Below are 26,430 nucleotides of genomic sequence, written 5' to 3' on the forward strand. Positions count from 1 at the left end.
GGGATCACCCCCGCCCGGCCAGCCGCGCCAGAACCGCCTCGCGCCGCACCACGCCGCCGCCCTCCAGCGCCATCGCAGGGCGTTCGGCCAGGTGGCGCATCACCTCGCGCAGGGGCAGGTCGCGGGGCAGGGGTTGTCCCTCGTCCAGCGCGCCGGGTTCGGCCACGTCCTCGGCGGTCAGGACGCCCAGGGGGTTCATGTGCGCGACGAAATCCGCCACATAGTCGTTCACCGGCGCGGCAATGATCTGGCGCGCGGTGCCGACCTGCACGATGCGCCCGCCCTCCATCAGGGCGATGCGGTTGCCCAGCTTGAAGGCCTCGTCCAGATCATGGCTGACGAAGATGATCGTGCGCTTGGTGCGGGCCTGCAGTTCCAGCAATTCGTCCTGAAGCCGCGCGCGGATCAGCGGGTCCAGCGCGCTGAAGGGCTCGTCCATCAGAAGGATCGGCGCCTCGGTGGCGAAGGCGCGGGCCAGACCCACGCGCTGCTGCATGCCCCCCGACAGATCGCCCACCTTGCGGTCGGCCCAGTCGGTCAGGTTCACGACCGCCAGATGCCGGTCCACCACCGCGCGCCGTTCCGCCGCCGGAACGCCTGCCAGTTCAAGGCCCAGACCGACATTCTCGCGCACGGTCCGCCAGGGCAGCAGGCCGAATTGCTGGAACACCATCGCCACATGGCGCAGACGGATCTCGCGCAGGGCGCGACCGCGCGCGGCGGTCACGCTGACCATATCGTCGCCCACGCGCAGCCGCACCTCGCCCCGGCAGACCGGGTTCAGCGCGTTCACCGCGCGCAGCAGCGTCGATTTGCCCGAACCGGACAGGCCCATCAGCACCAGGATCTCGCCCTCGGCCACGTCGAGGCTGCAATCGTGAACACCCAGAACCTGGCCGGTTTCCGCCTTGATCGGGCCGCGGTCCAGCCCCTCGTCCATCAAGGGCAGGGCGCGTTCGGGGTGATCGCCAAAGACGATGTTGACGCGGTCGAACGCGACGGCGATGCGGCTCATTTGCGGTTCTCCATCCGCAGCATGCGGTCCAGAAGGATGGCGACGACGACGATCACGAACCCGGCCTCGAAGCCGAGCGCTGTGTTCACGCTGTTGAGCGCGCGCACCACCGGCACGCCGAGTCCCGAGGCGCCCACCAGCGCCGCGATCACGACCATCGACAGCGACAGCATGATCGTCTGGTTCAGCCCGGCCATGATCTGGGGCAGGGCGCTTGGCAGTTCGACCTTCCACAGCAGCTGGCGGCGGGTGGCGCCAAAGGCGGTCGCGGCCTCGATCAGCGCGGGCGGGGTCGAGGCGATTCCAAGCTGCGTCAGCCGGATCGGCGCGGGCAGCACGAAGATCACCGTCGCCAGAAGGCCGGGCACCATGCCGATGCCGAAAAAGACGATGGCCGGGATCAGATAGACAAAGGTCGGCAGCGTCTGCATCAGGTCCAGAACCGGGCGCATCCAGGCATAGAGCCGGGGTCGGTGGGCGGCCGCAATGCCGATGGGGACCCCGATCGCCATGCAGACGATGCAGGCCGACAGGACCAGCGTCAGCGACTGCAGCGTCTCGGTCCAGTAGCCCTGGTTCAGGATGAACAAAAGCCCCGCGCCGACCAGCAGGACCGGCGCGATGCGGCGTTGCAGCGCGTAGGTCAGCGCCATGGCCAGCGCGGTGAAGACCAGCGGATGCGGCGCCTGAAGCGCGGCCAGCACGCCCGAGATCAGCGCGTTCATCCCAGCCGAGATCGCGTCGAAGACCGCCGCGCCATTCGCGTTCAGCCAGTCAAAGACGGACCGTGCCGTCCGGCCCACCGGGATCTTGTTGTCGGTGATCCAGCCCAGAGGCAGGTTCAGGAATTCCATGCGCGCGTCCTTGCTTGCAACCCCGCCCGGCGGCCCCCGGGGGCGCGCCGGGCGGCGGGCCTTATCCGGCCAGGGCCTCGGTCAGGGCGGCCTCGGCGTCGTTGCCCTCGATCGTGGTCACGCCGTCGAGCCACGGCGTCGCGGCGTCGGGATTGGCCGAAAGCCAGTCGCGCGCGGCGGTCGAGGGCTCCTGCCCGTCATTCAGGATCTTGCCCATCACCTCGTTCTCCATCGCCAGCGAGAATTCGAGGTTCTGAAGGAAACGGCCGACATTGGGGCAATCCTCGACATAGCCCGCGCGGGTGTTGGTGCGGACCTCGGCGCCGCCCAGATCGGGGCCGAACACGTCGTCGCCGCCGGTCAGATAAGTCATGTCGAACTGCGCGTTCATCGGGTGCGGCTCCCAGCCCAGAAAGACGACCGGGCGGCCCGCATTGCTGGCCCGCTGCACCTGCGCCAGCATGCCCTGTTCACTGGATTCCACCACCTCGAAGGTGCCAAGGCCGAACTGGTCCATGGCGATCATCTCAAGCAGCAGGCGGTTGCCGTCATTGCCCGGCTCGATCCCGTAGATGCGGCCTTCCAGCGCGTCCTTGTGTTCGGCGATGGTCGCGAAATCGGTGATGCCCAGATCGGCGCCCGCGCGGTTCGTGGCCAGCGTGTATTTCGCGCCGGTCAGGTTGGTGCGGACGGTATCGACGGTCCCGGCCTCGGCATAGGGGGCGATGTCTGCCTCCATCGTGGGCATCCAGTTGCCCAGGAACACGTCGACATCGCCGGTGGACAGCGCCGTATAGGTCACGGGCACCGACAGGATTCGCGTCTCGGTCTGATAGCCAAGTGCCTCCAGCACGGTCGTGGCCAGCGCCGTCGTCGCCGTAATGTCCGACCAGCCGACATCCGAAAACACGACCCGGCCGCAATGATCGTCGGCCATAGCCAGCGTCGGTTGGGCCAGTAGGGCAAGGGCGGTCAGCGCGGGCGCAATGCTGCGATGTGTCATGAAAGGCTCCCTGTTCTTGATTGGTTGATCAATTAACGCTACATTGTTTCGACAAGGCAACAACAAACATGAGCGCACCGATATGCCGAAACTTGGGGCCGAGCCTATCCGAAAAGCCGCGCTGATCAACGCCACCATCTTCGAAGTGGGGCGGGCGGGGTCTCTGGACGTGACGGTCGCGCAGATCGCGCGGCGGGCAGGGATGTCTCCGGCGTTGGCGCATCACTATTTCGGATCGAAGGACCAGATGTTTCTGGCCGCGATGCGCTACATCCTGCGCGTCTATGTGACGACCGTGCGCGAAGCCCTGCCGGGGCGCGGCACGCGCGGGCGGCTGGACGCGATCATCCGCGCCAGCTTTGCGCCCGTGAACTTTCAGCGCGAGACGGTTAGCGCCTGGCTGAACTTCTATGCGCTGGCTCTGACCAGCCCCGAGGCCGCGCGCCTCTTGCGGGTCTACCACCGGCGCCTGCGATCGAACCTGCTGGTCGCGCTGCGGGGGCTGACGGATGACCCGGGCCGCGTGGCCGACACGCTCGGCGCGCTGATCGACGGGCTTTACCTGCGCACCGTCCTGACCCCCGGCCCGACCGACGCCGCCGCCGCACAGGCGGTCATCGAAACCTATCTGAACGAGGCCCTCGCATGAGCCACCCATACGCCCAGCCCGCAGCCAGTCTGTTCATCGACGGAAAGTTCGTCGAGGGCGAGGGCCCGGCCCTGACGGTGCTTTATCCCTTCACCGGCGAGCCCGTGGCGCAGCTGCGCGAGGCCAGCCCCGCACAGGTGGCCAAGGCCTGCGCCGCCGCGCGCGCCGCCCAGCCCGCATGGGCTGCGTTGGCGCCGGTCGAACGTGGGCGCATCCTGGCGCGCGCCGCCGCGATCATCCTGGAACGCAACGAGGAACTCGCGCGGCTCGAGACGCTGGATACCGGCAAGCCCATTCAGGAAACGCTGGTCGCCGACTGGCCCTCGGGCGCGGCGGCGCTGGAATATTTCGCCGGTCTGGCGGCGACGCTGACGGGCCAGATGATCCCTCTGGGGCAGGACTGGGCCTATACGCGGCGCGAGGCGCTTGGCGTCTGCGCGGGCATCGGCGCCTGGAACTATCCCAGCCAGATCGCCTGCTGGAAGGCCGCGCCCGCGCTTGTCATGGGCAATACGATGGTCTTCAAACCGTCCGAGGAAACGCCGCTAGGCGCCTTGAAACTGGCGGAAATCTTTATCGAGGCCGGGATGCCGCCCGGCATCTTCAACGTGGTGCAGGGCCGGGGCGAGGTCGGCGCGGCGCTGGTCACGGACCCCAATATCGCCAAGGTCTCGCTGACCGGATCGGTGCCGACCGGGCGGCGCGTCTATGCCGCCGCCGCCGAAGGGATGCGCCATGTCACGATGGAACTGGGCGGCAAGTCGCCCCTGATCGTCTTTGACGACGCCAATCTTGAACATGCCGTCAGCGCCGCGATCTTGGCGAATTTCTATTCCTCGGGGCAGATCTGCTCGAACGGGACGCGGGTTTTCCTGCAAGAGGGCATCCGCGACGCCTTCCTCGACCGTCTGGCCGAGCGCGTGCGTCAGGCGCGGATGGGCGATCCCTTGGACCCTTCGACAAATCACGGCCCCATCATCAACCCCGCGCAGGCGGCCAAGATCCGCGAGGCCATCGCAGGCGGCATCGCTGCGGGCGCGCGGCTGGTCTGCGGCGGGCCGGGCGAGGGGGCCTTTATCCCGCCCACGGTCCTTGCCGATGCCAGCGACGACATGGCCATCGCCAGCGACGAGATCTTCGGCCCGGTCCTGACCGCGCTGACCTTCCATGACGAATCCGAGGTGATCGCCCGCGCCAACGCCACCGGCTTCGGCCTCGCGGCGGGCGTCTTCACGCAGGACCTGACCCGCGCGCACCGGGTCATCGCGGCGCTCGAGGCCGGGACCTGCTGGATCAACACCTACAACCTGACGCCCGTGGAAATGCCCTTTGGCGGCGTCAAGATGTCGGGTCTGGGCCGCGAGAATTCCGCCGCCGCGATCGAACATTATTCGCAGCTGAAATCCGTCTATGTGGGCATGGGAGGCGTCGATGCACCCTATTGATCTGCCGAAGGCCGCCGCCGACGCCGATTACGTCATCATCGGCGCGGGCAGCGCGGGCTGCGCGCTGGCCTATCGTCTGACCGAGGCAGGCCGCAGCGTCACGCTGATCGAATTCGGCGGCAGCGATATCGGCCCCTTCATCCAGATGCCGGGCGCGCTGTCCTATCCGATGAACATGAGCCGCTATGACTGGGGCTTTGCCAGCCAGCCCGAACCGCATCTGGGCGGGCGCCGTCTGGCCACGCCGCGCGGCAAGGTGCTGGGGGGGTCGTCCTCGATCAACGGGATGGTCTTCGTGCGCGGCAATCCGGCCGATTTCGACCATTGGGCGCAATCGGGCGCGAGCGGCTGGGATTACGCGGGCGTCCTGCCCTATTTCAAGCGGATGGAGACCTGGCACGGCGACCCGACCGGGGCGCAGACCTCGCCCCTGCGCGGGACCGACGGGCCGCTTCACATCACGCGCGGCAAGCGCAAGAACCCGCTGTTCAACGCCTTCATCGAGGCAGGCCAGCAGGCCGGATGGCCCCGCACCGACGATTACAACGGCGCGCAGCAGGAAGGCTTCGGCCCGATGGAGGCCACCATCTGGAAGGGCCGCCGCTGGTCCGCCGCCAACGCCTATCTGCGCCCCGCCAAGCGCACGGGCCTTCTGACGATCGTGCGCGGCCTTGCGCGGCGCGTGCTGAACGCCGATGGCCGCGCCGTGGGCGTCGAACTGGACCGCAAGGGCCAGGTCCAGGCCGTGATGGCCACCCGCGAAGTGATCCTGTCGGCCAGTTCCGTCAACACGCCCAAGCTTCTGATGCTGTCGGGGATCGGCCCCGCCGACCACCTGCGCCAGCACGGGATCACGCCCGTCGCGGACCGTCCTGGCGTGGGTGCGAACCTTCAGGACCACCTTGAAATCTACATGCAATACAAGTCGCTGAAGCCGGTGACGCTGTACACCTATTACAACCTGCTGGGCAAAAGCCGGGTCGGTGTGGAATGGCTGCTGCAAAAGACGGGCCTGGGCGCCTCGAACCAGTTCGAGAGCTGCGGCTTCATCCGGTCCTCGGATGCGGTGGATTACCCGGATATCCAGTATCATTTCCTGCCGCTGGCCGTGCGCTATGACGGCAAGGCCGCGGCCAAGGGGCATGGCTTTCAGGCCCATGTCGGGCCGATGCGGTCGAAGTCGCGCGGCACGATCCGGCTGGCCTCGGGCGATCCCCATGCCGCGCCCGAAATCCGCTTCAACTACATGTCCCATCCCGATGACTGGGCCGAGTTCCGCGCCTGCGTGCGCCACACCCGCAAGATCTTCGGCCAGCCCGCCTTTGCCGAATATCGCGGCGACGAGATCCAGCCCGGCGACGGCGTGCAGACCGATGAGCAGATCGACGCCTTCATCCGGGACCATGCCGAATCTGCCTATCACCCCTGTGGCAGCGCGCGGATGGGGGCGGCGACCGATCCGATGGCGGTTGTCGATCCGGAATTGCGCGTGATCGGTGTCAAGGGGCTCAGGGTCGCGGACAGCTCGATCTTTCCGCGCATCACGAACGGCAACCTGAACGCGCCCTCGATCATGACCGGCGAAAAGGCCGCCGACCATATCCTGGGCCGTGTGGCGCTGGCAGATCCGGATCAGTCGCTGGCAGCGGAATAGGCGCCGTCCGCCATGGCCTCGGCCTGCTGGTCGGGGGATAGCAGGTCGGGGATGTTCACCTCGACCCAATCGGCCAGCGCGGCGACCAGCCGCGCGGCCTCGACCCCGTTCGGGGTCAGTGAATATTCGGTCTGTGGTGGCACGACCGGATAGGCCACCCGCAGAACCAGCCCGTGCTGTTCCAGCCGCCGCAGCGTCTCGGCCAGCATCCGCTCGCTGACGCCGCCCACCCGGCGGCGCAGCGCGCTGAAGCGGTGCGTGCCCCCGGACAGCACCATCAGGACCAGCACCCCCCATTGGCTGGTGATCACCCGCAGCACCGCGCGCGAGGGGCAATTGGCGGCCAGAACCTCGCCCCGGCGCAGGTGGTCGCTGAGGGCGGGTCGTCCTTCGGTCATCGTGTGAAATCCATACTTACAGGAATGTACGTACTTACGAAATGTAAGTGGATGGGTCACATCTGGCAAGCAACGATTCGTCACTGAAGGAGATCGCCATGACCCTTGCCATCACCGGCGCCAGCGGCCAGCTGGGCCGCCTCGTCCTTGACCATGTGATCGCCCGCCGTGGCGCATCCGGTCTGCGGGCGCTGGTCCGCAACCCGGACCGGACGGCCCTGCCGGTTCAGGCGCGCGTCTTCGATTATGGCCGCCCCGAGACGCTTGCCCCCGCGCTGGAGGGCGTGACCCGGCTGTTGCTGATCTCGGGCAGCGAGGTCGGCCGGCGCGTCGTTCAGCACCGCGCCGTGATCCAGGCCGCCCGTGCGGCAGGCGTGGGCCATATCGTCTATACCAGTCTTCTGCACGCCGACACCTCGCCCCTGCCTCTGGCCGAGGAGCATCGCCAGACCGAGGCGATGCTGCATGACAGCGGCATGGCCGTCACGATCCTGCGGAACGGCTGGTATCAGGAAAACCACATGGCGGCGTTGCCCTCGGCGCTGGAGCTGGGCGCGCTTTACGGCGCGGCGAGCGATGGCCTGATCGCGGGTGCTGCGCGCAACGATCTGGCCGAGGCGGCGGCCGTCGTCCTGACCGAGGCGGGGCACGAGGGCAAGGTCCACGAATTGGCCGGCGCGCCTGCCTATACGCTGGCCGATGTCGCGGCGGAAATGTCGCGCCAGACCGGCAGGCAGATCCCCTATGTGAACCTGCCCGAGGCCGATTACGCAGCCGCCCTGACCGGGGCGGGGCTGCCCGAGCCTCTGGCTGCGGTGCTGGCCCGTTGCGACCGTCTGGCCGCCGATGGGGCGCTGATGGGCGACGGGGCGACGCTGGCCGGGCTGATCGGGCGCCCCTCGCGCCCGCTGGCCGATGCGGTGGCGGCGGCGCTGCCGCGTTGATCCCGGGGGCCGCGGCGGTCAGGCGCCGTCGCGGATCGCCTCGATCGTGGCGGCAAGGCCTGCACGGGGCATGCCGCGCAGCATTTCGTCACCGATGATGAAGGTGGGCGTGCCCTGAATGGCCATGATCTCGGCCAGTTGCCGGTTGGCGCGCAGCACATCGGTCACGGGATCGGTGTTCATGCGGTTCAGGACCGGTTCCGCCTCGACCCCGATGCGGCCCGCCAGCGCGGCAAGGCTGTCGAGGGTGATGCTGCCCCGCATCTCCATCAGGGCGTCATGGGCGGCCAGATAGGCGTCGTCGCCCACGATCTGGTGGACCGAGATCGCAAAGCGCGAGGCCAGCTCGCTTTCCTGCCCAAGGATCGGAAATTCCTTCAGGATCAGTCGGGTATTCCCGTCTTGCTCGACAGCGGCCATGACATCGGCGGCAGCTTGCCGGCAGACGCCGCAGCGATAATCGATGAACTCGACCACGGTCAGGTCACCCTCGGGATTGCCGCCGACCCAGCTGTGGCCATCCTCGAAGATCGCCGCGCGGTTGGCGGCGACCAGCGCGCGGTCGTTCTGCACGCCCATCTCGGCCTGACGCGCCTCGAGGACATTGATCGCCTCGACCAGAACCTGCGGGTTCTCCATCAGGTATTCGCGCACGGCCGCGCCAAAGGCCTCGCGCTCGGTCTCGGTCATGGCCGACAGGTCCAGCGCCGAGGCGGGGGTCGCGGCCAGAAGCAGCGCGGCGATCAGGCGTTTCATGATGGTCCTTCCCCTGTTTCTCTGGCGCTGAACTTGTGCCTTCGGGCGCGCAAAGGCAAGACGAGGCACAGCCGAAAGGAACTGGTCTGGCGGACAAGGGCGCGCTAAACCGCAGGAAAAAGCAAGGGGGCAGGCGATGCGGCAATCAAGGCGGGGGCAAGTGGACCCCTTCATCGTGATGGATGTGATGGAGAAAGCCGCGCGCGCCGAGGCTGCGGGCCGCCACATCATCCATATGGAGGTCGGCCAGCCCGGCACCCCCGCCCCCGAGGGTGCCCGCCGTGCGCTGGCGCAGGCGCTTGACGCACCGCTTGGCTATACCGTCGCGCTTGGGCTGCCCGCCTTGCGGCAGGGCATCGCGGATCTTTACCGGCGCTGGTACGGGGTCGATCTGGACCCCGCGCGGGTCGTGGTGACGCCGGGCAGCAGCGGGGCCTTCATCCTGGCCTTCTCGGCCCTCTTCGATGCGGGCGACCGGGTGGCGATGGGTTTTCCGGGCTATCCCAGCTATCGCCAGATCCTGCGTGCCATGTCGCTGGAGCCGGTCGGCATCCCGACCCGCCCCGAGGACCGCTATCAGCCGCGCCCCGAGGATCTGCCGCAGGCCGAGGGGCTGATCCTTGCCTCGCCGGGCAATCCCTCGGGCACGGTGCTGACCGCGCCGGAACTGGCCGCGCTGTCGCAGGCGGCACAGGCGCGCGGCATGGCGCTGATCTCGGACGAGATCTATCACGGCCTGTCCTATGGCGGGCGCTGCGTCTCGGCGCTGGAAGTGACCGACGAGGTTGTCGTCATCAACTCGTTCAGCAAGTATTTCTCGATGACGGGTTGGCGGATCGGCTGGATGGTCGTCCCCGAGCCGATGATCCGCACGGTCGAGCGTCTGGCCCAGAACCTGTTCATCTGCCCACCCCATGCCAGCCAAGTGGCCGCGCTGGCCGCCCTAGATTGCATCGAGGAATCCGAGGCAAACCTTTCCGTTTACGCGGAAAATCGGCGGCTGATGCTGGAGGGCCTGCCGCGCGCCGGTTTCCACAGGATCGCCCCGCCCGAGGGGGCTTTCTACATCTATGCCGATGTCTCCGACCTGACCGACGATTCCCTGGCCTTCGCCGCCGAGATCCTTGAACGCGCAGGCGTCGCCGTCACGCCGGGCCTTGATTTCGACCCCGAGCGCGGGCGCCGCACCTTGCGTTTCAGCTATGCCCGCGCGACGGCCGACATTGCCGAAGGGCTGGCGCGGCTGGAAAGGTTCATGGCCACGCGATGATCCGCCTTGTGCCGCAGATCCGCGCCTTGCTGTTGGCCTTGGGGCTTGCGCTTGTCTCGGCGCTGCCTCTGGCCGCCGAGCAGGCGGTGCGGCTGGATCTGGGCGCCTCGTCGCTGACCCGGACCGAGCGCGGCTGGTGGCAGAGGCTTTTCGGCCAGCCCTCGCTGGAGCTGACGCTGGCTCTGGATCATGCGGTGCCCTACCGGGTCTTTCTGGTGGGCGATCCCGCGCGGCTGGTGGTCGATCTGAAGGGCGTCGATCTGTCCGGCATGAACCCGGCGGACCTGTTCGGGCATGATCTGGTCCCCGCCCTGCGGTGGGGCATCTTTCAGCCCGGGTGGTCGCGGGTGGTGATCGAACTGCCCGGACCCTACCGGATCGCGCAGGCGGGCAAGGCCTCGGGCGGGGCGCAGCCGCGCATCGCGATCCGCCTGCATCCCGTCCCCGAGGCCGATTTCGCGCCCCGCCCCTCGGCCGCGGCGGCCTTGCGCGATCTGCCCGACCCCGCCGACCTGCCGCCCCCCGGCCCCCGGCCCGAGGTGCTGACCGTGATGCTGGACCCCGGGCACGGCGGCTTTGATCCCGGCGCGCAGGTGGACGGCGCGACCGAGGCGGCGCTGGTCCTGACCTTCGCGCTGGAACTGCGGACGGAATTGCAACGGCGCGGCGTGAATGTGCAGATGACGCGCGACAGCGACATCTTCGTGGGGCTTCAGGCGCGGCTGACGATGGCGCGGAAGGCGGGGGCCGATCTGTTCCTGTCGCTTCATGCCGATGCGCTGCCGCAGGGCCATGCGGCGGGCGCGACGGTCTATGTGTGGAACCCCTCGGCCGATGACCGGGCGGCGGCGCAACTGGCCCTGCGCCATGAACGCCACGACATGCTGCGCGGGCTGGACCTGACCGGACAGGACGACCAGCTGGCCGCCGTGATGATGGATTTCGCCCGCACCGACACGCAGCCCCGGTCCGAGGCCTTCGCGCGGATCCTGACCTCGCGCATGGCGCTGATGGGGATCGGTCTGCATGGCCGCCCGGTGCAGGGCGCGGCATTCTCGGTGTTGAAATCGCCCGACATTCCCTCGGCGCTGCTGGAACTGGGCTTCCTGTCGGACGAGACCGACCGGGCCAACCTGACCGACCCCCTGTGGCGCGCCCGCATGGTCGAGGCGGTGGCCGATGCCGTCACCGGCTGGTGGGCCGACGAGGCCGCGCGGGCGGGTCTCTTGCGGCGCTGAATGCGGGGCCAATCGTGTTTTGACCCACAGGCCGGGGGCGGCTATAGACGGGGCAATCTCCTGAAAGGCCCTTTTCGTCGTGTTTCGCAGCATCCTTTCCTTTTTCGGCGCGATCTTCTCGTGGTTCGTGACCGCGGGCATCTTCGTCGCGCTGACCCTTGGCGCGGTCTTCTGGATCTATTCGCGTGACCTGCCCAGCCACGAGACGCTGGCGCAATACACGCCCAAGACCATCAGCCGCATCTATTCCGCCGAAGGTCAGCTGATCGACGAATTCGCCGAGGAACGGCGCGTCTTCGTGCCCATCGACGAGGTGCCCGACCTGATCGTGCAGGCCTTCATCAGCGCCGAGGACAAGAACTTCTTCCACCATCCGGGCTATGATCTGCGCGGCATCCTGTCAGCAGCCTACGAGGCGGTCGTCTCGCGCGGCAGCAGCGTGCGGGGGGCCTCGACCATCACGCAGCAGGTGATGAAGAACTTCCTTCTGTCCAGCGACCGCAGCATCGAACGCAAGGTGAAGGAACTGATCCTGGCCGCCCGGCTGGAGAACACGCTGGCCAAGGACCAGATCCTTGAGCTTTATCTGAACGAGATCTTTCTGGGGCAGAACAGCTTCGGCGTGGCCGCCGCCGCGCAGACCTATTTCAACAAGTCGCTGTCCGAGCTTGAACCCCACGAGGCCGCGATGCTGGCCGCCCTGCCGCAGGCGCCGGGCCGTCTGCATCCGGTGCGCGCCAAGGAGCGGCTGACCGACAGGCGCAATTACGTGCTGCGCGAGATGTGGCATAACGGATACCTAGACGAGGCGACCTTTCAGGCCGAGGCCGCAAAGCCCCTGCGCAGCGTCCAGAACGGCGATTTCCCGGGCTTCCAGAACAGCCTGCCGCCGCGCGACTACTTCACCGACGAGATCCGCCGCCAGCTGAGCCGCGAATTCGGCCGCGAAGAGTTCTTCGGCGGCGGCCTGACCATCCGCGCCACCGTCGATCCCGGCCTGCAATCCGAAGCCGCGACCGCCCTGCAACGCGCGCTTGAAGATTACGACCGCAACCGCGGCGTCTGGCGCGGCACCGGCGAAGAAATCGACCCCTCGCTGCTGCGGGACGAGGCCGCCTGGCGCGGCGCGCTGTGGGAATTGCGCCTGCCGCGCGACGTGCCCGGCTGGCGCCCGGCGGTGGTTCTGGCCATCGAGGGCAGCCGCGCCCGCATCGGCATCGAGGGCATCGCCGAAGAACCCGAGGGCCACTGGATCACCGCCGAGGACGTGACCTGGGCGCGCAGGCTGGACCGCGAGACGGGCAGCCTTGGCCCGCGCGCGCAAGGCGCGGGCGATCTGGTCCGCGTCGGCGAGGCCGTTCTGGTCCGGGCGGTGACGCGCGACAGCGATGGCGGTTTTGTGCGCTGGTCGCTGCGTCAGGTCCCCGAGGTTCAGGGCGGTTTCATGGCGATGGACGTGAACACGGGCCGCGTTCTGGCGATGCAGGGGGGCTTTTCCTACCAATCCTCGGTCTTCAACCGGGCGACGCAGGCGCAGCGGCAGCCCGGCTCAAGCTTCAAGCCCTTTGTCTATGCGGCGGCTCTGGACAACAACTACACCCCCGCCACGATCGTCGTGGACGAGCCGATCCGCATCAACACGCCCCAGGGCCTGTGGGAGCCCAAGAACGCCTCGGGACGGCATTACGGGCCGACCTCGCTCAGGACCGGGATCGAGCAGTCGCGCAACCTGATGACGATCCGCATCGCCGACAATATCGGCATGGAGCAGGTGGCCGATTACGCCGAGCGTTTCGGCGTCTATGAGCGGCTGCAGCCTTTCCTGGCCAACGCCCTTGGCGCGCAGGAGACGACGCTGTTCCGCATGGTTGCGGCCTATGCGATGTTCGCCAATGGCGGCGAGCGGGTAGAACCAACGCTGGTGGACCGCGTGCAGGACCGGCGCGGGCGCACCGTCTATCGCCATGACCGCCGCGTCTGCCAGACCTGCGGCATGCAGGCTTTGCCCGCAGGCGCGGCGCCCGTGATCGAAAGCAACCGCGAACGGGTGATGGACGCGATCACGGCCTATCAGCTGACCTCGATGCTGGAGGGGGCGGTGACGCGCGGATCGGGGTCGGGCGTGAACCTGCCCGTGCCCGTCGCGGGCAAGACCGGCACCACGAACGACGCCAAGGATGTGTGGTTCATCGGCTATTCCAGCAATATCGTGGCGGGCTGCTATCTGGGCTTCGACCAGCCGCGCACGCTTGGCAGCAACGCCTTTGGCGGCACGCTCTGCGTTCCGGTCTTCAACGCTTTCATGCGCGCGGCGGTCGAGCAATATGGCGGCACGGCCTTTCGCGTGCCGCCGGGTGGCTACTGGGTCAAGATCGACCGCGTGACCGGCCAGCGCCTGCCCGATGACGCGACCGGGCCGAACGTCATCGCGGAATATTTCCGGCAGGGCGCCGACCCGAACTGGGGCGCGCCGCTGGTCGTCACGGGCTTTGGCGACGGCCCGGTCGTCCTGCCCTGGGAGGCTGGCGATGATTCGCGGGCCTCGACCTCGATCACGACCTCGACGGGCGAGCGCCGCGTGATCCCTCAGCGGACGGATTTCGGCACCATGTCCTCTGGCGGGCTCTATTAACGCGATCGTCTAGCGGGGCGCGCCCTCTTTTGCGTCCCGCGGTGGCGCGGGGGGCATGCTGCCCCCCGCACCCCCCGGCCCGGCGCCGTGGGAGAGGTTGTGCGCGGCATCGTCGGTCGGCTTGCCGGTGCTGCGTTCCGCCAGAACCGCGACCAGCCACAAGATCAGAAGCCCCATCAGCGCCGCGATGACCGCAAGCGTGCCCCGGCCCGTACCGGCGGCCAGCCCGATCGCCCCCGCCAGCCACATCGACGCCCCCGTGGTCACGCCGCGCACCGTGCCGCCGTTCAGGATGATCGACCCCGCTGCCAGAAAGGCCACGCCCGCCGTCACGGCCTCGATCAGGCGCAGGGGATCGACCTGCATCGAGGCATCCTCATCAGCGCGCAGATAGGTCAGTTCCATCGCGATCAGCGTGAAGAGCGCCGCTGCCAGCGAGATCAGCATATGCGTGCGCAAGCCTGCCGCATGGGCGCTACGCTCGCGTTCCCAGCCAAGGGCCGAGCCAAGCGCCATCGCCAGCGCCAGCCGCGCTGCGGCGACGGCAAGGCTGGTCGATTGCAGGGGCATGAACAGGTCGTCGAGGATCGGGGGCATGGCGGGTTTCCTGCTGATGGGTCGGATCGCCTTGGCGGAACGCCCCAGCCGCCCGCGCGGTTGCGCCGCCCTTGCCGATGCGGCGCGGGCGGGGTATCACCCCGGACCTGACGCCAGACCGAAGGAAGCCTGCCCATGCGCGCCGAGACGCAGTCCACGATCGAAGCCATCCGCCGCTCGCTGGCGCTGCTGGGGCAGCGGCTTGACTGGACGACCGCGCCGCACCGGCTGGAAGAGATGAACGCCATGATCGAGGATGGCGACCTGTGGTCCGACCCCGCCCGCGCGCAGAAGCTGATGCGCGAGCGTCAGTCGCTGTCCGACGCGATCGAGACCTATCGCCGGATCGAGGGTGATCTGGCCGCCAATGCCGAGATGGTCGAACTGGCCGAGGATGAAGGCGATGCCGAACTGGTCGCAGAGGCCGAGGCGAACCTGAAGGAACTGGCCAAGCTGGCCGCGCAGAAGGAGCTTGAGGCGCTGCTGAACGGCGAGGCCGACGGCAACGACACGTTCCTGGAAATCAACGCGGGCGCAGGCGGCACGGAAAGCTGCGACTGGGCCTCGATGCTGGCGCGGATGTATGTGCGTTGGGCCGAGAAGAAGGGCTACGAGGTCGAACTGCTGTCCGAGACCTCGGGCGACGAGGCGGGCATCCGCAGCGCGGCCTACAAGATCACCGGTCACAATGCCTATGGCTGGCTGAAATCGGAATCGGGCGTGCATCGTCTGGTTCGCATCAGCCCCTATGACAGCGCGGCGCGGCGGCATACCTCGTTCAGCTCGGTCTGGGTCTATCCCGTCGTGGACGAGAATATCGAGATCGACGTCCCCGACCGCGATATCCGCATCGACACCTATCGGTCCTCGGGCGCGGGCGGGCAGCACGTCAACACGACCGACTCGGCGGTGCGGATCACGCACCTTCCGACCGGCATCGTCGTGACCAGTTCCGAGAAATCGCAGCATCAGAACCGCGCCAACGCCATGGCCGCACTGAAGGCGCGGCTGTATCAGATGGAACTGGACAAGCGGAACGCCGAGATCAACGCCCAGCACGCCGCCAAGGGCGAGGCGGGCTGGGGCAACCAGATCCGGTCCTATGTGCTGCATCCCTACCAGATGGTGAAGGACCTGCGGACCTCGGAAGAAACCAGCGACACGCAGGGCGTTCTGGACGGCGATCTGGACCGATTCATGGCCGCCACGCTTGCGCTGGACGTCGCCGGCAAGACCCGCGCCGAGGCCAACGCCGAGGATTGAGGCAGGACGCCTCGTTCTCGCTCATGCCGCAGCGCAGCGAAGTCGCGCGGAACTTGCAGGCCTGCCTGGCGCTTCCTACTATGCTGCAACCGCAACATAGGGCGCGAGGCGACAGCGATGGCGATGAAGGACAAGCAGATCAACCTGGCCCTTCAGGGCGGCGGCGCGCATGGTGCCTATACTTGGGGCGTGCTGGACCGGTTGTTGGACGAGCATTGGCTGCACATCTCGGCCATCACCGGCGCCTCGGCGGGGGCGCTGAACGGTGCCGCGCTCAAGGCCGGTCTGGCGCTCAATCCCGGCGTCTCGGGGCGTCGGGCGGCGCGCGAGAACCTGGACGCGCTGTGGTCCGAGGTCGGCGCCATGAGCGACAACCGCATGGTGCGCTGGATGCAGTCGCTGATGCCCATGACCAAGGGCCTGCAACGCTGGACCGAGATGGTGTCCCCCGCCGCCTGGATCGACAACCTGACGCGGCTGATCAGCCCCTATGATTACGGGCCGTTCTACGTCAACCCGCTCGGGCCGCTGCTGCGTGAACTGCCCCACCCGCATTTCGCCACGACCGAGGGGCCGGATCTGTTCGTATCCGCCACGAATGTCCGCACGGGTGCGATCCGGGTCTTTACCGGCGAGCAGGCGAATGTCGATGCGGTCCTGGCCTCGGCCTGCCTGCCCACGCTGTTTCAGGCGGTCGAGATCGCGGACCCGGTGACGGGGCAGGTCGATGCCTATTGGGACGGGGGCTTTGCGGGGAATCCCGCGCTTTATCCGCTCTACAAGCCGCGCTTTCCGCGTGACATCGTGATCGTGGCGATCAATCCGATGGTGCGTTGCGAATTACCGCGCACCCCGGTCGAGATTTCGGATCGCGTGAACGAGATCAGCTTCAACGCCTCGCTTCTGTCGCAGCTGCGCGCGATCAACTTCGTCAAGGAGCTGTTCGCCGAGAACCGCCTGACCGACAAGGCGATGAAGAACGTGCTGGTCCACATGATCATCGACGACGCGCTGATGACCGACCTGACGGCACGGTCCAAGATCATGCCCCGCCCCGGCATGCTGGAGCGGATGAAGGCGGCGGGACAGGCCGCCGCCGACACCTTTCTGACCGACCATGCCGACAAGCTGAACGAGACCGACAGCTTCGACCTGTCGCAGCTTTTTGCCGGGATGATCGCGCGTTAGTCCATCGCCACCGCGATGGCGGCGGCAAGGCGCGCATTGTTCAGGACCAGCGCGATGTTGCTGTCCAGCGACCGGCCTTCGGTCAGCTCGAAGATGCGCGACAGCAGGAAGGGCGTGACCGCCTTGGCGGCGATGCCCTGCGCCTCGGCCTCGGCCAGGGCCTGTTCGATCACCGGGTTGATCTGGTCGCGGGGGATCTCGGCCTCGACCGGGATCGGGTTGGCGACAAGCTGCCCGCCGCCAAGGCCAAGGCGCGCGCGCATCTCGGCAGCCGCCGCGATCTCGGCGGGCGTGTCCATCCGCAGCGGCGCTTTCAGCCCCGAATCGCGCGACCAGAAGGCGGGCAGGGCGTCCTGACCATATGCGATGACCGGCACGCCAAGCGTTTCCAGAACCTCCCACGTCTTGGGCAGGTCAAGGATCGCCTTGGCCCCCGCCGCCACCACGGTCACGGGCGTGCGCGCCAGTTCGTGCAGATCGGCCGAGATGTCGAAACTGGTCTCGGCCCCGCGATGCACGCCGCCAATGCCGCCGGTCGCAAAGACGCGGATGCCCGCCAGATCGGCGCAGATCATCGTCGCGGCAACGGTGGTGGCGCCGGTCCGCCCCGAGGCGACGCAGACCGCCAGATCGGCGCGGCTCAGCTTCATCGCCTGATCGGGGGGCGTCTGCGCCAGCGCGGTCAGCGTCTCGTCGGTCAGGCCGATATGGATCTGGCCGCCCATGACGGCGATGGTCGCGGGAACGGCGCCGCCCTCGCGGATGGTGGCCTCGACCTTGCGCGCCATCTCCAGGTTCTGCGGCCAGGGCATGCCGTGGGTGATGATCGTCGATTCCAGCGCGACGACGGGACGGCCTGCGGCAAGGGCCTCGGCCACGTCGGGCGAATAGGTAAGGGGCAGGGCGGTCACGGGACATCCTTTCCAGAGACATGCGCGGCCGAGGCCCTGACGGCCTGCCGCAAGGCCGCTTCGCGCGGTATCTGTTTCAGTTCGGCGGCCAGATGGGCCGCAAGGAAGCAATCGCCCGCCCCGGTCACGCGTTCGACGGTGACGGAAGGGGGCGCATGGGTCAGCGTCGGGCCACCCGCCATCGCCTCGGCGGCGGGGTTCGGCCCGTCGGTCACAAGCACCCGCGCCGCGCCGCGCGCGACCACCGCCTCGGCCGCCGATGCGGCGTCGGGGCAGGCGCGGTTCGCGAGGATCTCGGCCTCGAGCCGGTTGAGATAGAAGCACCCGCGCCGCGCGGCGATCAGGGGTTCCAGCCGCTCGGCCTTGCCGGGGCTGGCCGGGACGACCCGCAGATCGGCGCGCAACAGGCGCGGGTCGCGGGCGATGGCGTCCAGAAGCTCCTCGGTCAGGTTTCCGTCCAGCACGACCGGCCCGGTCCAGGCGGGCAGGGCGTCCAGCGGGGCAAGGATCCGGTCGCCGGCCAGTTCCAGGCTCAGCGCGTCGGCCACGGCGGCGATCAGCCCCTCGCTGTCCTCGATCGCCATGTAGCAATCGGTCGGCAGGCCGGTATCGCGCGCCAGGTGGTCGGTGACGACGCCCAGCCTTTCGGCCTCGAGGATCAGCGCCTCGCCTTCGGAATCGCGGCCCACGGCGGACAGGACCGCAGGCGTCATCCCCCACCGTGCCAGCGCGACCGCCACGTTCAGCGCCACACCGCCCGGCAGATGGCGGATCCGCCCCGGCACGTCGGCGCCCGGCGCCATGCGGCGCGGCGCGCGGCCGATCACGTCCCAGAGCATCGCGCCGATGCACAGCACGTCAGGGGTCTTGGTCATCCTCGCCTCTCAACTCGGCCTCAAGGAAGCGTTCGAAATCGTCTAGGTCCACCGGGTCGAACTGCCCGAAGCCCTGCATCCAGACCGAGGCCGCACGCATCCCCTCGGGGTCCAGCTTGCACCAGGTGATCCGGCCCCGCCGCTCTTGCCGGATCAGCCCGGCCGCCGCAAGCACCGCAAGGTGTTTCGAGATCGCCGCAAGGCTCATCTGGAAAGGCTGCGCCACGTCGCTGACGGCCATGTCGTCTTCCAGCAGCATCGACAGGACGCGCCGTCGCGTCGGATCGGCCAGCGCCGCGAAGATCTGGTCAAGCGCACCGGGACCGGCGCCCGAGGGGTCATTGTGGCTTGTCATGGGCGGTTCGGCAGGGGCCTTTGGCGGGTTCTCGGGGCGCGCGCGGGCGCCAAAGCTCAACTTTGCGGTTGAATGATGCTGTGCCACAGCGGGGATTGCAAGCGCAAGCGCCGCGTGGCTGACGCGCGCAAACATGTTGAAATGCAATGCCTTAGCGCAATGATCCCGGTGCTTGACTTGACGGCGCCCAGCCCCTAGACAGCGCCCAACGAACAAAAGGGCGTGACAGGTGGCCGAAAAGCCCCAATCAGGCGATCGCCAGGGTGCAGAGGATCGGTCGGCGGATGCCGAACGGCTCCGCTCGCTGGAGGAACGGATCGCCGCCTTGACGCCCAAGCCTCGGGTCCCCGGCCCGATGGGAAAATACGAACAGGCAAATCTTGCCTGGCGCATGGTGATCGAGCTTGTGACCGGCCTGGGGCTGGGGGGCGTGCTCGGTTACGGTCTTGATTATCTGCTGGGGACGATGCCCCTGATGATGATCGTGTTCATTTTTCTCGGCCTCGCGGCCGGCATCAAGACGATGATGCGTACCGCGTCCGAGTTAGACAGGAAATCCGGCGAAAGCCCGGACCGAGACGAGAGGGACTGATCGTGGCGACGGAAGCGACTGGCGGCCTTGAATTCCATCCGATGGATCAGTTCATCGTCAAGCCGCTCTTCGGCGGCGAGGCTGTGGCATGGTACACGCCGACCAACGTGACGCTGTGGCTGTTCCTGACGGCGCTGGCCGCGATCGCTCTGCTGGTCCTGGGCAGCCGTGGCCGCGCCATCGTGCCCAGCCGGGCGCAATCGGTCGCGGAACTGACCTACGGCCTCGTTCACAAGATGATCGAGGACATCGCCGGCAAGGACGGGCTGCGCTACTTCCCCTATATCCTGACGCTGTTCCTGTTCGTGGCCTTCGCCAACCTGCTGGGCCTTGTGCCGATGGCCTTCACCGTCACCTCGCATATCGCCGTGACCGGTGTTCTGGCGCTCGGCGTGTTCTTTGGCGTGACCGCGATCGGCTTCATCAAGAACGGCGCGCATTTCCTTGACCTGTTCTGGGTCCGCTCTGCTCCGCTGGCGGTGCGTCCGATCCTGGCCGTGATCGAGGTGATCAGCTACTTCGTCCGTCCGCTCAGCCTGTCCATTCGTCTGGCGGGCAACATGATCGCAGGCCACGCCGTGATCAAGGTTTTCGCGGGCTTCGCGGCCATCGCCGCCGTCGCCCCTGTCGCGGTCGTGGCCGTGGTCGGCATGTATGCCTTCGAGGTGCTGGTGGCACTGGTGCAGGCCTATGTGTTCACGATCCTGACCTGCGTTTATCTGAAGGATGCGCTGCACCCGTCGCACTGAGCCGACGACAGCAGCTCTGTGGCGGCGCCATCCCGGCGCCGCAGAGAACCGAACAACCATCTTCCAACCGCAAGGAGACATACCATGGAAGGCGAACTCGCAAATCTGGGCAAATACATCGGCGTCGGTCTGACCGCGTTCGGCATGGGCTTCGCCGCCCTCGGCGTGGGCAACGTTGCCGGCAACTTCCTGGCCGGCGCCCTGCGCAACCCTTCGGCCGCTGCCGGCCAGACCGCCACGCTGTTCATCGGCATGGCCTTTGCGGAAGCTCTGGGGATCTTCTCGTTCCTCGTCGCGCTTCTGCTGATGTTCGCGGTCTGATCCTGCGCCATCCTTGCGGCGGGGTGGGGCAATGCCCCCACCCCTTCGTGACTTACAAGGCCATGGGGTAGGATATGTTCAGCCTGTTGCAAGAGGCCGCCACCACCGCGGTCGAGATCACCGGGGAAGAGGCCGTCGTCATCGACGAGACCGCACCCCATGCCGCCGACGCCCATGCTTATGGGGATGCGGCGCAATACGCGGCGGAAAGCGCGGGCCTTCCGCAGCTGGACGTCACCACCTTCGGCAACCAGATCTTCTGGCTGGTCGTCACGCTTGTGGTCCTCTATCTGGTCCTGTCGCGTGTCGCCGTGCCGCGGATCGCTGCCGTTCTGTCGGATCGTCAGGGGGCGCTGACCGGCGACCTGATGGCGGCCGAGGAATTCAAGCAGAAGGCCCGCGAGGCGGAAGCCGCCTATGACAAGGCCCTGGCTGAGGCCCGCAGCGAGGCGCAGCGGATCGTCGCGCAGAACCGCGCCGAGATCCAGGCCGAGCTTGACCGTGCCATCGCCAAGGCGGATGCCGAGATTTCGGCGCGCACCGCCGAATCCGAGGCCCGCATCCGTGAAATCCGCCTCTCGGCCGATGACAGCGCCCGCGAGGTCGCACGCGACGTGACCGCGACACTGGTCGAAAGCTTCGGCGGCAAAGCCGACGCCGCCGCCGTCGAGGCCGCGTTGGACAGCCGCATGAAAGGGTCCGTGCAATGAAGCGCCTGATCGCAACCCTGTCCGCCGCCCTGCTTGCGGCCGGACCGGCTGCTGCCGCCAGCGGTCCGTTCTTTTCGCTGCGCAACACCGATTTCATCGTCCTGATCGCGTTCCTCGTCTTCATCGGCATCCTTGTCTACTACAAGGTCCCGGCCCTGCTGGGGGGCATGCTGGACAAGCGCGCCGAGACGATCCGCAAGGAACTGGAAGAGGCTCGTCGCCTGCGCGAGGAAGCGCAGGAGATCTATGCCAGCTACGAGCGTCGCGCCCGTGAGGTGAAGACCCAGGCCGACCAGATCGTCGCCAATGCCAAGCGCGAGGCCGAGGCGCAGGCCGCCAAGGCCAAGGACGATCTGGCCCGTTCGATCGAGCGCCGTCTTCAGGCCGCGCAGGACCAGATCGCCAGCGCCGAGGGCGATGCCGTCCGCGCCGTGCGCAACCGCGCCGTTGCGGCTTCGGTCGCTGCTGCTGCCGAACTGCTGCAGGCTCAGGTCCGCGCGGGCAACCGCTCGGCCGGGATCGACGACGCCATCGAAGATGTGGCGCGTCGTCTGAACTGAGGTCAGGCGCCCGCAAGGGCCCGGCCAATGGGACAGTGATCGGCCCCCGGCTCTGCGCGAGCCGGGGGCCTTTTCGTCCGTTCAGCTGGACGGCCCTTCGGTGATCAGGCGGAAATCCAGCAATTGCGCGGGGTCGAGGATGGTGATGTCCTCGGGCGGGGTGCGCAGCGCATAGGGCATCAGCCGCAGATCGACTCCCATCTCGGTCAGATAATCCATCACGCCTGCCTGAGAGCGTTGCAGGTCGCGCACCGCCATGAAGGCAGGCAGGATCGTGTTCTGCCCGAAATAGTGCTGATGCACGCCGACGACGCCACCCGGCGCGGCACGCCGTTCGACGCCACCGGCCAGCATGTAGGGGCAGGCCGACAGGCAGACCGCGCCTTCGTCGATCAGCGTGTTGCGCCCGGTGCTGCGGATGACGCGACCGATGGCCACAGCCTCACCGACCGACCCGCCGGAACTGTCCAGCCGCACCAGCGTCTCGTCGGCGCGGGTCTGGTCGAGCCAGGCCAGAAAGCGGTCCGCATCGCCGGGCGCGATCTGCCCGGTCAGGGTGATCGCACCCTCGGCCTGGGTGAATTCCAGCTGCTCGGGCATGGGCCGCATGGCGGGACCGCCGGGCGCGCCCGGACGCAGATCGGGGCGATAGGGCCGCGTGCTGGGCCCCTGGGCGGGTGGCGCGAATAGATCGGGCGAGGCCGCGCCCGGCGCGCGCCACATATCGGCGCCGACAATCGCCGCGCCCAGCAGCACCTGCGACAGCAGAACGGCCCGGATCGCCCGCTGCGGGGTCGAGAGGAACCGCATGTCAGTCCTCGGCGCGCGGGGTTGCGGGCGCGGCTTCGGGCCGAGGCGGTTCGGCAGGACGCAGCAGATCGGCCGCCGCAAGGGCCGCGCGCAGTTCGCCCACCGTCATGCGGTCATCGCTGCGCCCCTCGCCCCGGCCAGAGCGGATCGCGGCCTGCACCACCATGATGATGAACACAAGGACCGCCGGCAGCAGGTCGATGGATATTGCCCCCGCCCAGGCCGGCACGAAGTTCCCCGCATAGACGATCACCGCATCCGCCGCCGACATGGGCGTATAGATCGCGTCGTCGGGTTCGGGCAGGGCGATGACCTCGGCTGCGGCCTGCGACAGGGTCGTGGCGCGCTGCGCGACCAGCGTCAGGACCGAGTTGATCGTGCTGCTCTGGCCCGCCTGAATCTCGGCCGTGCGTCCGTCCAGTTCGGGCAGCACCACCGCATCGGCCAGATCCTGCGCTGCCCGCAGGACCAGAGGCGCGGGGTTCAGCTGGCGCAATTCGGTGATCAGCCCGGCCAGCGCCACGGCATCCTCGGAAAAGCGCACGGTGCGGTCGGGCAGGCCCCCGGCCTCGACCGAGATCGACCGCATCCGCGACAGGATCACGTTGCCTTGGGCGAAGGTGCTTTCGATGGGCGCCTCGATGGCCAGCAGCTGATCCTCGAGCGCCTGCAATTCGGCGCCCTTTTGGGTCAGCACGCGAAAGACCGCACCGCGCCCGGAAAAGCCCGAAAGGATGCCGCCTTCCTCTTGCGCGGACAGGTCCTGAAAGCTCTGCCTGACGCGGGCCACGTCGCGCGCGAGCGACTGGCCTGACACGGCGTTGGCATGGGCGCGTTCCAGCGCCGTCTGATAGCTTTTGACGGTGGTGGCCATGTGCGTTTCCATCGCCGCCCCGCCTGCCAGCGCGGCGGCGTTCAACCACGAGGACATGGCGATGATCGCGACCGCCCCCAGACCCATCGACAGGAACAGCCCGATCCGCGCCGTCGCGCCACGCACCGCCGGAAGCAGCCGCAGCAGGTAGGACCAGAAGACGAAGATCCCGACCGACACCGCGATCGAATAGGCCAAGGCGGCAAAGGTCGTCCAGAGGCCCGGCTCTTCCAGCAGGGTCCGCACGCCCAGATAGGTGTAGATCCCCGAGGCCGCCGCCAGCACGCCAAGCGCTGTCGGGGTGAAGCTGTCCAGCCAGTCCAGATGGCGTTCCAGTTCGCGCGCGTAGCGGTTGCCGGGATCGTCGGGAAGGGCGCGTTCGGGCTGGTCCATGGGGCCTCGCTGCAAGAGGATCATCGCGCGCAGATAAGCAGGATCGCGGCCCGAGTTCATCCCTTCCCGGACGGGGTTCCATCACGCTTGCGGCATCGCGGCTTAGGGATGGTGGTGCGGGTGGAGGGACTTGAACCCCCACGCCTTGCGGCGCCAGAACCTAAATCTGGTGCGTCTGCCAATTTCGCCACACCCGCATCGGCGCTCTCTTAGCAAAGCCCGTAAGCGGGGGCGAGGGGGAAAATCACCCTTCCAGATCGCGCAGGATCGCGGGCAGGGCCTCGGGCAGGTCGTCGGCAATGAGGCCGGGGCCGATGCGATGGGCGGCCTCGGCATGCAGCAGCACGGCGGCCTCGCAGGCATCAGCCGCGGGGCGACCGCGCGCCAGAAGACCGGTGATCAGCCCGGCCAGAACATCGCCCGCGCCCGCCGTGGCCAGCCAGCCCAGATCGAGCCGCGAATGGATGATCGCCTGATCGTGCGTTGCGATGATCGTGTCAGGCCCTTTCAGCAGGATCGTCGCGCCCAGAACCCGGGCGGCTTGCCGCGCGGCCTCCAGCCGCGACAAGGGTGCCGTCGGATCAGTCAGCCGCGTGGCGAGATCAGGGCAGAGCCGCGCGAATTCGCCGCCATGCGGGGTCAGGACGCAGCCCGGGTGCAGCTTCGCCCGAAGCTCTGCGCGCGAGGCCAGAGCCGTGATCGCATCGGCGTCCAGGACCAGTGTCCCGCCCCAATCCAAAGCTGCGGGCAGCAGCGCCTCGGCCCGCGCGATGCCGCAGCCCGGCCCCAGACACAGCGCGCGGATGCGCCCGTCCGACAGCCACTCGGCCAGAGCCGTGGCGTCGTCCACGGGGCGGCGCATCAGCGCGTCGGGCGGGCGGGCATGTTCGGGCATCGCGGCGTCGGGCGGCGCAAGCGTCACAAGGCCCGCGCCCACGCGCAGGGCTGCCCGCGCCGCCAGACGCGCAGCACCCCCTGCGCCCGGCGCGCCCGCCACAACAACCGCATGTCCGTGATCGTATTTGTGCGCGCCCGGTGCCTTGGCCAGATGCAGGGCCGCGGGCCGCCCCCGCCACAGGCTGCGCCGGATCGCCGTGGCGGGTAGCGCAAGACCCAGATCGGCCACCACGACCCACCCGCACAAAGCCGGGCCGTCGGCCAGCAGATGACCCGGCTTCAGGCTGTGAAAGCTGACGGTCAGGTCAGCGGGGATCAGCCTGCCGCCCGGAGCAACCAGCGCCCGCCCGCTATCGGTGCAAAGCCCGCTTGGCAGATCGACCGCGACCGAGGCGGTGATCCTGCCCTCGTCCCTCGCGCGGCCAAGGGCGGTGAGCAGCGGCTGATGTTCCGTGACGGGCCGCGAGAGGCCGAAGCCGAACAGCGCATCGACCAGAAGCTCCGCGCCCTCGACAGGGCCGGGATCGGCAAGATCCACGGGGTGCGCTTCGGCCAGCCGACACCATGCGTCATGGGCCGCGCGGGCCTCGGGCGAAAGACGCGCCGCCTCGCCGCAGAAAAGGACCCGCACCCGCCAGCCGTGTTCGGCCAGATGCCGCGCGATGACGAAGCCGTCGCCCCCGTTGTTGCCCGGCCCGCACAGCACGATGGCGCGTCTTGGATCATGGGGGCGGGCGTCCCGGAATTCCGGCCATGCTTCCAGAATCGCGGCCATGACCGCCGCCCCGGCAGAGGCCATGAGGCCCCGCGCAGAGGCCTGCCCGCACGCGATCGCGTCGGATTCCATGGCGCGCGTTTGGGCGGCGTTCATGACTTCCGTGCAGTCTGGCACCAGTTTTGCCCGATATTTGTGCTGCATGGTCAATTATTGTGCATCTACCCCGGGCAACGCATTTCAGCGACGGTCAAAACAGGCTGCCACATTTACCCGGCGCCGGAAACCCGCCAAGCAGTCCTCAAGGCAAGCCGCGAGGAAGGATCAATTGCGATGAAGAAGATCGAGGCGATCATCAAGCCGTTCAAGCTCGACGATGTCAAAGAGGCGCTGCAAGAGGTTGGCGTTCAGGGCCTGTCCGTGACCGAGGTCAAGGGCTTCGGCCGCCAGAAGGGTCACACCGAACTGTATCGCGGCGCCGAGTATGTTGTCGATTTCCTGCCCAAGGTGAAGATCGAGATGGTCCTGCCCGACGATCAGGTTGACGCCGCCATCGACGCCATCGTCAGCGCCGCCCGGACCGAAAAGATCGGCGACGGCAAGATCTTCGTCCTGCCCGTCGAACAGGCGATCCGCATCCGCACAGGCGAGACCGGCGACGACGCCGTCTGATCCGCGCGACCTCATACAAAAAACAAAGAACCAGTTCCAACAGGACTTCCGCGCCCGGCCGGCCATGGCCGCCGGGCCGTTACCACGAAG

At 67.9% G+C, this 26,430-nt stretch carries 27 protein-coding genes and 1 tRNA gene; 15 read left to right on the top strand and 13 right to left on the bottom strand.

Annotated features, from left to right (window positions below; translation table 11 throughout):
• Window positions 1–4: 4 nt before the first annotated feature.
• From choV to choX, 3 genes are all read right to left on the bottom strand, one after another.
• On the bottom strand, window positions 5–1,015 hold the full coding sequence (choV, locus tag ACTZWU_RS05555; protein WP_444736356.1) for a choline ABC transporter ATP-binding protein: 1,011 nt from the start codon (window positions 1,013–1,015) through the stop codon (window positions 5–7).
• On the bottom strand, window positions 1,012–1,869 hold the full coding sequence (gene choW / locus ACTZWU_RS05560) for a choline ABC transporter permease subunit (protein WP_444736357.1): 858 nt from the start codon (window positions 1,867–1,869) through the stop codon (window positions 1,012–1,014). The genes choV and choW overlap by 4 nt, the downstream gene beginning before the upstream one ends.
• A 61-nt stretch (window positions 1,870–1,930) precedes the next feature.
• Window positions 1,931–2,872: a choline ABC transporter substrate-binding protein gene (gene choX / locus ACTZWU_RS05565; RefSeq protein WP_444736358.1), complete on the bottom strand. Its 942-nt coding sequence runs from the start codon at window positions 2,870–2,872 to the stop codon at window positions 1,931–1,933.
• A gap of 82 nt (window positions 2,873–2,954) precedes the next feature.
• Between choX and betI the strand changes: the two genes are divergently transcribed.
• From betI to betA, 3 genes are read left to right on the top strand one after another with little or no spacing between them, the layout of a single operon-like run.
• On the top strand, window positions 2,955–3,521 hold the full coding sequence (gene betI, locus ACTZWU_RS05570) for a transcriptional regulator BetI (protein ID WP_444736359.1): 567 nt from the start codon (window positions 2,955–2,957) through the stop codon (window positions 3,519–3,521).
• The gene (betB, locus tag ACTZWU_RS05575; RefSeq protein ID WP_444736360.1) at window positions 3,518–4,966 is read left to right on the top strand and encodes a betaine-aldehyde dehydrogenase; all 1,449 of its coding nucleotides are present in this window, start codon (window positions 3,518–3,520) and stop codon (window positions 4,964–4,966) included. Before betI ends, betB begins: the two co-directional genes overlap by 4 nt.
• On the top strand, window positions 4,953–6,620 hold the full coding sequence (gene betA, locus ACTZWU_RS05580; RefSeq protein ID WP_444736361.1) for a choline dehydrogenase: 1,668 nt from the start codon (window positions 4,953–4,955) through the stop codon (window positions 6,618–6,620). The genes betB and betA overlap by 14 nt, the downstream gene beginning before the upstream one ends.
• Here betA and ACTZWU_RS05585 read toward each other — a convergent pair.
• Window positions 6,599–7,018: a winged helix-turn-helix transcriptional regulator gene (locus tag ACTZWU_RS05585; RefSeq protein WP_444736362.1), complete on the bottom strand. Its 420-nt coding sequence runs from the start codon at window positions 7,016–7,018 to the stop codon at window positions 6,599–6,601. The two genes, betA and ACTZWU_RS05585, sit on opposite strands and share 22 nt — an antisense overlap.
• A gap of 98 nt (window positions 7,019–7,116) precedes the next feature.
• Here ACTZWU_RS05585 and ACTZWU_RS05590 point away from each other — a divergent pair, with 98 nt between their 5' ends.
• On the top strand, window positions 7,117–7,962 hold the full coding sequence (locus ACTZWU_RS05590) for an SDR family oxidoreductase (RefSeq protein WP_444736363.1): 846 nt from the start codon (window positions 7,117–7,119) through the stop codon (window positions 7,960–7,962).
• An 18-nt stretch (window positions 7,963–7,980) separates the two neighbouring features.
• Here the strand turns inward: ACTZWU_RS05590 and ACTZWU_RS05595 are convergent, their stop codons facing one another.
• Window positions 7,981–8,718 (bottom strand): DsbA family protein, encoded by a 738-nt coding sequence (locus ACTZWU_RS05595; protein ID WP_444736364.1) that lies wholly within the window; start codon window positions 8,716–8,718, stop codon window positions 7,981–7,983.
• Between the two features lie 136 nt (window positions 8,719–8,854).
• Between ACTZWU_RS05595 and ACTZWU_RS05600 the strand changes: the two genes are divergently transcribed.
• The 3 genes from ACTZWU_RS05600 to ACTZWU_RS05610 all read left to right on the top strand — a co-directional run bounded on the left by ACTZWU_RS05600 (window position 8,855) and on the right by ACTZWU_RS05610 (window position 13,858).
• Window positions 8,855–9,988 (top strand): pyridoxal phosphate-dependent aminotransferase, encoded by a 1,134-nt coding sequence (locus tag ACTZWU_RS05600; RefSeq protein ID WP_444736365.1) that lies wholly within the window; start codon window positions 8,855–8,857, stop codon window positions 9,986–9,988.
• Entirely contained in the window at window positions 9,985–11,226 is a 1,242-nt protein-coding gene (locus ACTZWU_RS05605) for an N-acetylmuramoyl-L-alanine amidase (protein ID WP_444736366.1), read from the top strand. Before ACTZWU_RS05600 ends, ACTZWU_RS05605 begins: the two co-directional genes overlap by 4 nt.
• Before the next feature lie 79 nt (window positions 11,227–11,305).
• The gene (locus ACTZWU_RS05610; RefSeq protein WP_444736367.1) at window positions 11,306–13,858 is read left to right on the top strand and encodes a penicillin-binding protein 1A; all 2,553 of its coding nucleotides are present in this window, start codon (window positions 11,306–11,308) and stop codon (window positions 13,856–13,858) included.
• 9 nt (window positions 13,859–13,867) lie between these two features.
• Here the strand turns inward: ACTZWU_RS05610 and ACTZWU_RS05615 are convergent, their stop codons facing one another.
• A complete protein-coding gene (locus ACTZWU_RS05615) occupies window positions 13,868–14,455 on the bottom strand; it encodes an MgtC/SapB family protein (protein ID WP_444736368.1) in 588 nt (195 codons plus the stop codon).
• 135 nt (window positions 14,456–14,590) lie between these two features.
• On the opposite strand from ACTZWU_RS05615, the gene prfB reads away from it, so the two are divergent.
• Window positions 14,591–15,718 (top strand): peptide chain release factor 2, encoded by a 1,128-nt coding sequence (prfB, locus tag ACTZWU_RS05620; RefSeq protein ID WP_444736369.1) that lies wholly within the window; start codon window positions 14,591–14,593, stop codon window positions 15,716–15,718.
• A 123-nt stretch (window positions 15,719–15,841) separates the two neighbouring features.
• Window positions 15,842–16,906 carry a patatin-like phospholipase family protein gene (locus ACTZWU_RS05625; RefSeq protein ID WP_444736430.1) on the top strand — a complete coding sequence of 355 codons (1,065 nt, stop codon included), beginning with the start codon at window positions 15,842–15,844 and terminating at the stop codon, window positions 16,904–16,906.
• On the opposite strand, the gene ACTZWU_RS05630 is transcribed toward ACTZWU_RS05625, so the two are convergent.
• From ACTZWU_RS05630 to ACTZWU_RS05640, 3 genes are read right to left on the bottom strand one after another with little or no spacing between them, the layout of a single operon-like run.
• Window positions 16,903–17,817, bottom strand: coding sequence for a pseudouridine-5'-phosphate glycosidase (locus ACTZWU_RS05630; protein WP_444736370.1), 915 nt, complete (start codon window positions 17,815–17,817; stop codon window positions 16,903–16,905). The two genes, ACTZWU_RS05625 and ACTZWU_RS05630, sit on opposite strands and share 4 nt — an antisense overlap.
• Entirely contained in the window at window positions 17,814–18,692 is an 879-nt protein-coding gene (locus ACTZWU_RS05635) for a PfkB family carbohydrate kinase (protein WP_444736371.1), read from the bottom strand. Before ACTZWU_RS05635 ends, ACTZWU_RS05630 begins: the two co-directional genes overlap by 4 nt.
• Window positions 18,676–19,047: an ArsR/SmtB family transcription factor gene (locus ACTZWU_RS05640; RefSeq protein WP_444736372.1), complete on the bottom strand. Its 372-nt coding sequence runs from the start codon at window positions 19,045–19,047 to the stop codon at window positions 18,676–18,678. The genes ACTZWU_RS05635 and ACTZWU_RS05640 overlap by 17 nt, the downstream gene beginning before the upstream one ends.
• 229 nt (window positions 19,048–19,276) lie before the next feature.
• Between ACTZWU_RS05640 and ACTZWU_RS05645 the strand changes: the two genes are divergently transcribed.
• From ACTZWU_RS05645 to ACTZWU_RS05665, 5 genes are all read left to right on the top strand, one after another.
• Window positions 19,277–19,639, top strand: a complete 363-nt coding sequence (locus ACTZWU_RS05645) for an AtpZ/AtpI family protein (protein WP_444736373.1) — start codon at window positions 19,277–19,279, stop codon at window positions 19,637–19,639.
• A gap of 2 nt (window positions 19,640–19,641) precedes the next feature.
• The gene (locus tag ACTZWU_RS05650; RefSeq protein ID WP_444736374.1) at window positions 19,642–20,388 is read left to right on the top strand and encodes a F0F1 ATP synthase subunit A; all 747 of its coding nucleotides are present in this window, start codon (window positions 19,642–19,644) and stop codon (window positions 20,386–20,388) included.
• Window positions 20,389–20,472: 84 nt separating this feature from the next.
• Window positions 20,473–20,709 carry a F0F1 ATP synthase subunit C gene (locus ACTZWU_RS05655; RefSeq protein ID WP_219830398.1) on the top strand — a complete coding sequence of 79 codons (237 nt, stop codon included), beginning with the start codon at window positions 20,473–20,475 and terminating at the stop codon, window positions 20,707–20,709.
• Window positions 20,710–20,783: 74 nt separating this feature from the next.
• On the top strand, window positions 20,784–21,419 hold the full coding sequence (locus ACTZWU_RS05660) for a F0F1 ATP synthase subunit B' (RefSeq protein WP_444736375.1): 636 nt from the start codon (window positions 20,784–20,786) through the stop codon (window positions 21,417–21,419).
• Window positions 21,416–21,979, top strand: a complete 564-nt coding sequence (locus ACTZWU_RS05665; RefSeq protein WP_444736376.1) for a F0F1 ATP synthase subunit B — start codon at window positions 21,416–21,418, stop codon at window positions 21,977–21,979. Before ACTZWU_RS05660 ends, ACTZWU_RS05665 begins: the two co-directional genes overlap by 4 nt.
• Window positions 21,980–22,060: 81 nt before the next feature.
• On the opposite strand, the gene ACTZWU_RS05670 is transcribed toward ACTZWU_RS05665, so the two are convergent.
• The 4 genes from ACTZWU_RS05670 to ACTZWU_RS05685 all read right to left on the bottom strand — a co-directional run bounded on the left by ACTZWU_RS05670 (window position 22,061) and on the right by ACTZWU_RS05685 (window position 25,824).
• Window positions 22,061–22,789 carry a hypothetical protein gene (locus ACTZWU_RS05670; RefSeq protein ID WP_444736377.1) on the bottom strand — a complete coding sequence of 243 codons (729 nt, stop codon included), beginning with the start codon at window positions 22,787–22,789 and terminating at the stop codon, window positions 22,061–22,063.
• Window position 22,790: 1 nt separating this feature from the next.
• On the bottom strand, window positions 22,791–24,056 hold the full coding sequence (locus ACTZWU_RS05675) for a hypothetical protein (RefSeq protein WP_444736431.1): 1,266 nt from the start codon (window positions 24,054–24,056) through the stop codon (window positions 22,791–22,793).
• A 112-nt stretch (window positions 24,057–24,168) separates the two neighbouring features.
• Window positions 24,169–24,253, bottom strand: a tRNA-Leu gene (locus tag ACTZWU_RS05680).
• Window positions 24,254–24,300: 47 nt separating this feature from the next.
• Window positions 24,301–25,824: an NAD(P)H-hydrate dehydratase gene (locus ACTZWU_RS05685; protein ID WP_444736378.1), complete on the bottom strand. Its 1,524-nt coding sequence runs from the start codon at window positions 25,822–25,824 to the stop codon at window positions 24,301–24,303.
• A gap of 177 nt (window positions 25,825–26,001) precedes the next feature.
• On the opposite strand from ACTZWU_RS05685, the gene ACTZWU_RS05690 reads away from it, so the two are divergent.
• Window positions 26,002–26,340, top strand: coding sequence for a P-II family nitrogen regulator (locus ACTZWU_RS05690; protein WP_304616150.1), 339 nt, complete (start codon window positions 26,002–26,004; stop codon window positions 26,338–26,340).
• The last annotated feature ends 90 nt before the right edge of the window (window positions 26,341–26,430 follow it).

Origin of the sequence: Paracoccus sp. NSM (assembly GCF_052379855.1) — a bacterium.
Taxonomy (GTDB): domain Bacteria; phylum Pseudomonadota; class Alphaproteobacteria; order Rhodobacterales; family Rhodobacteraceae; genus Paracoccus.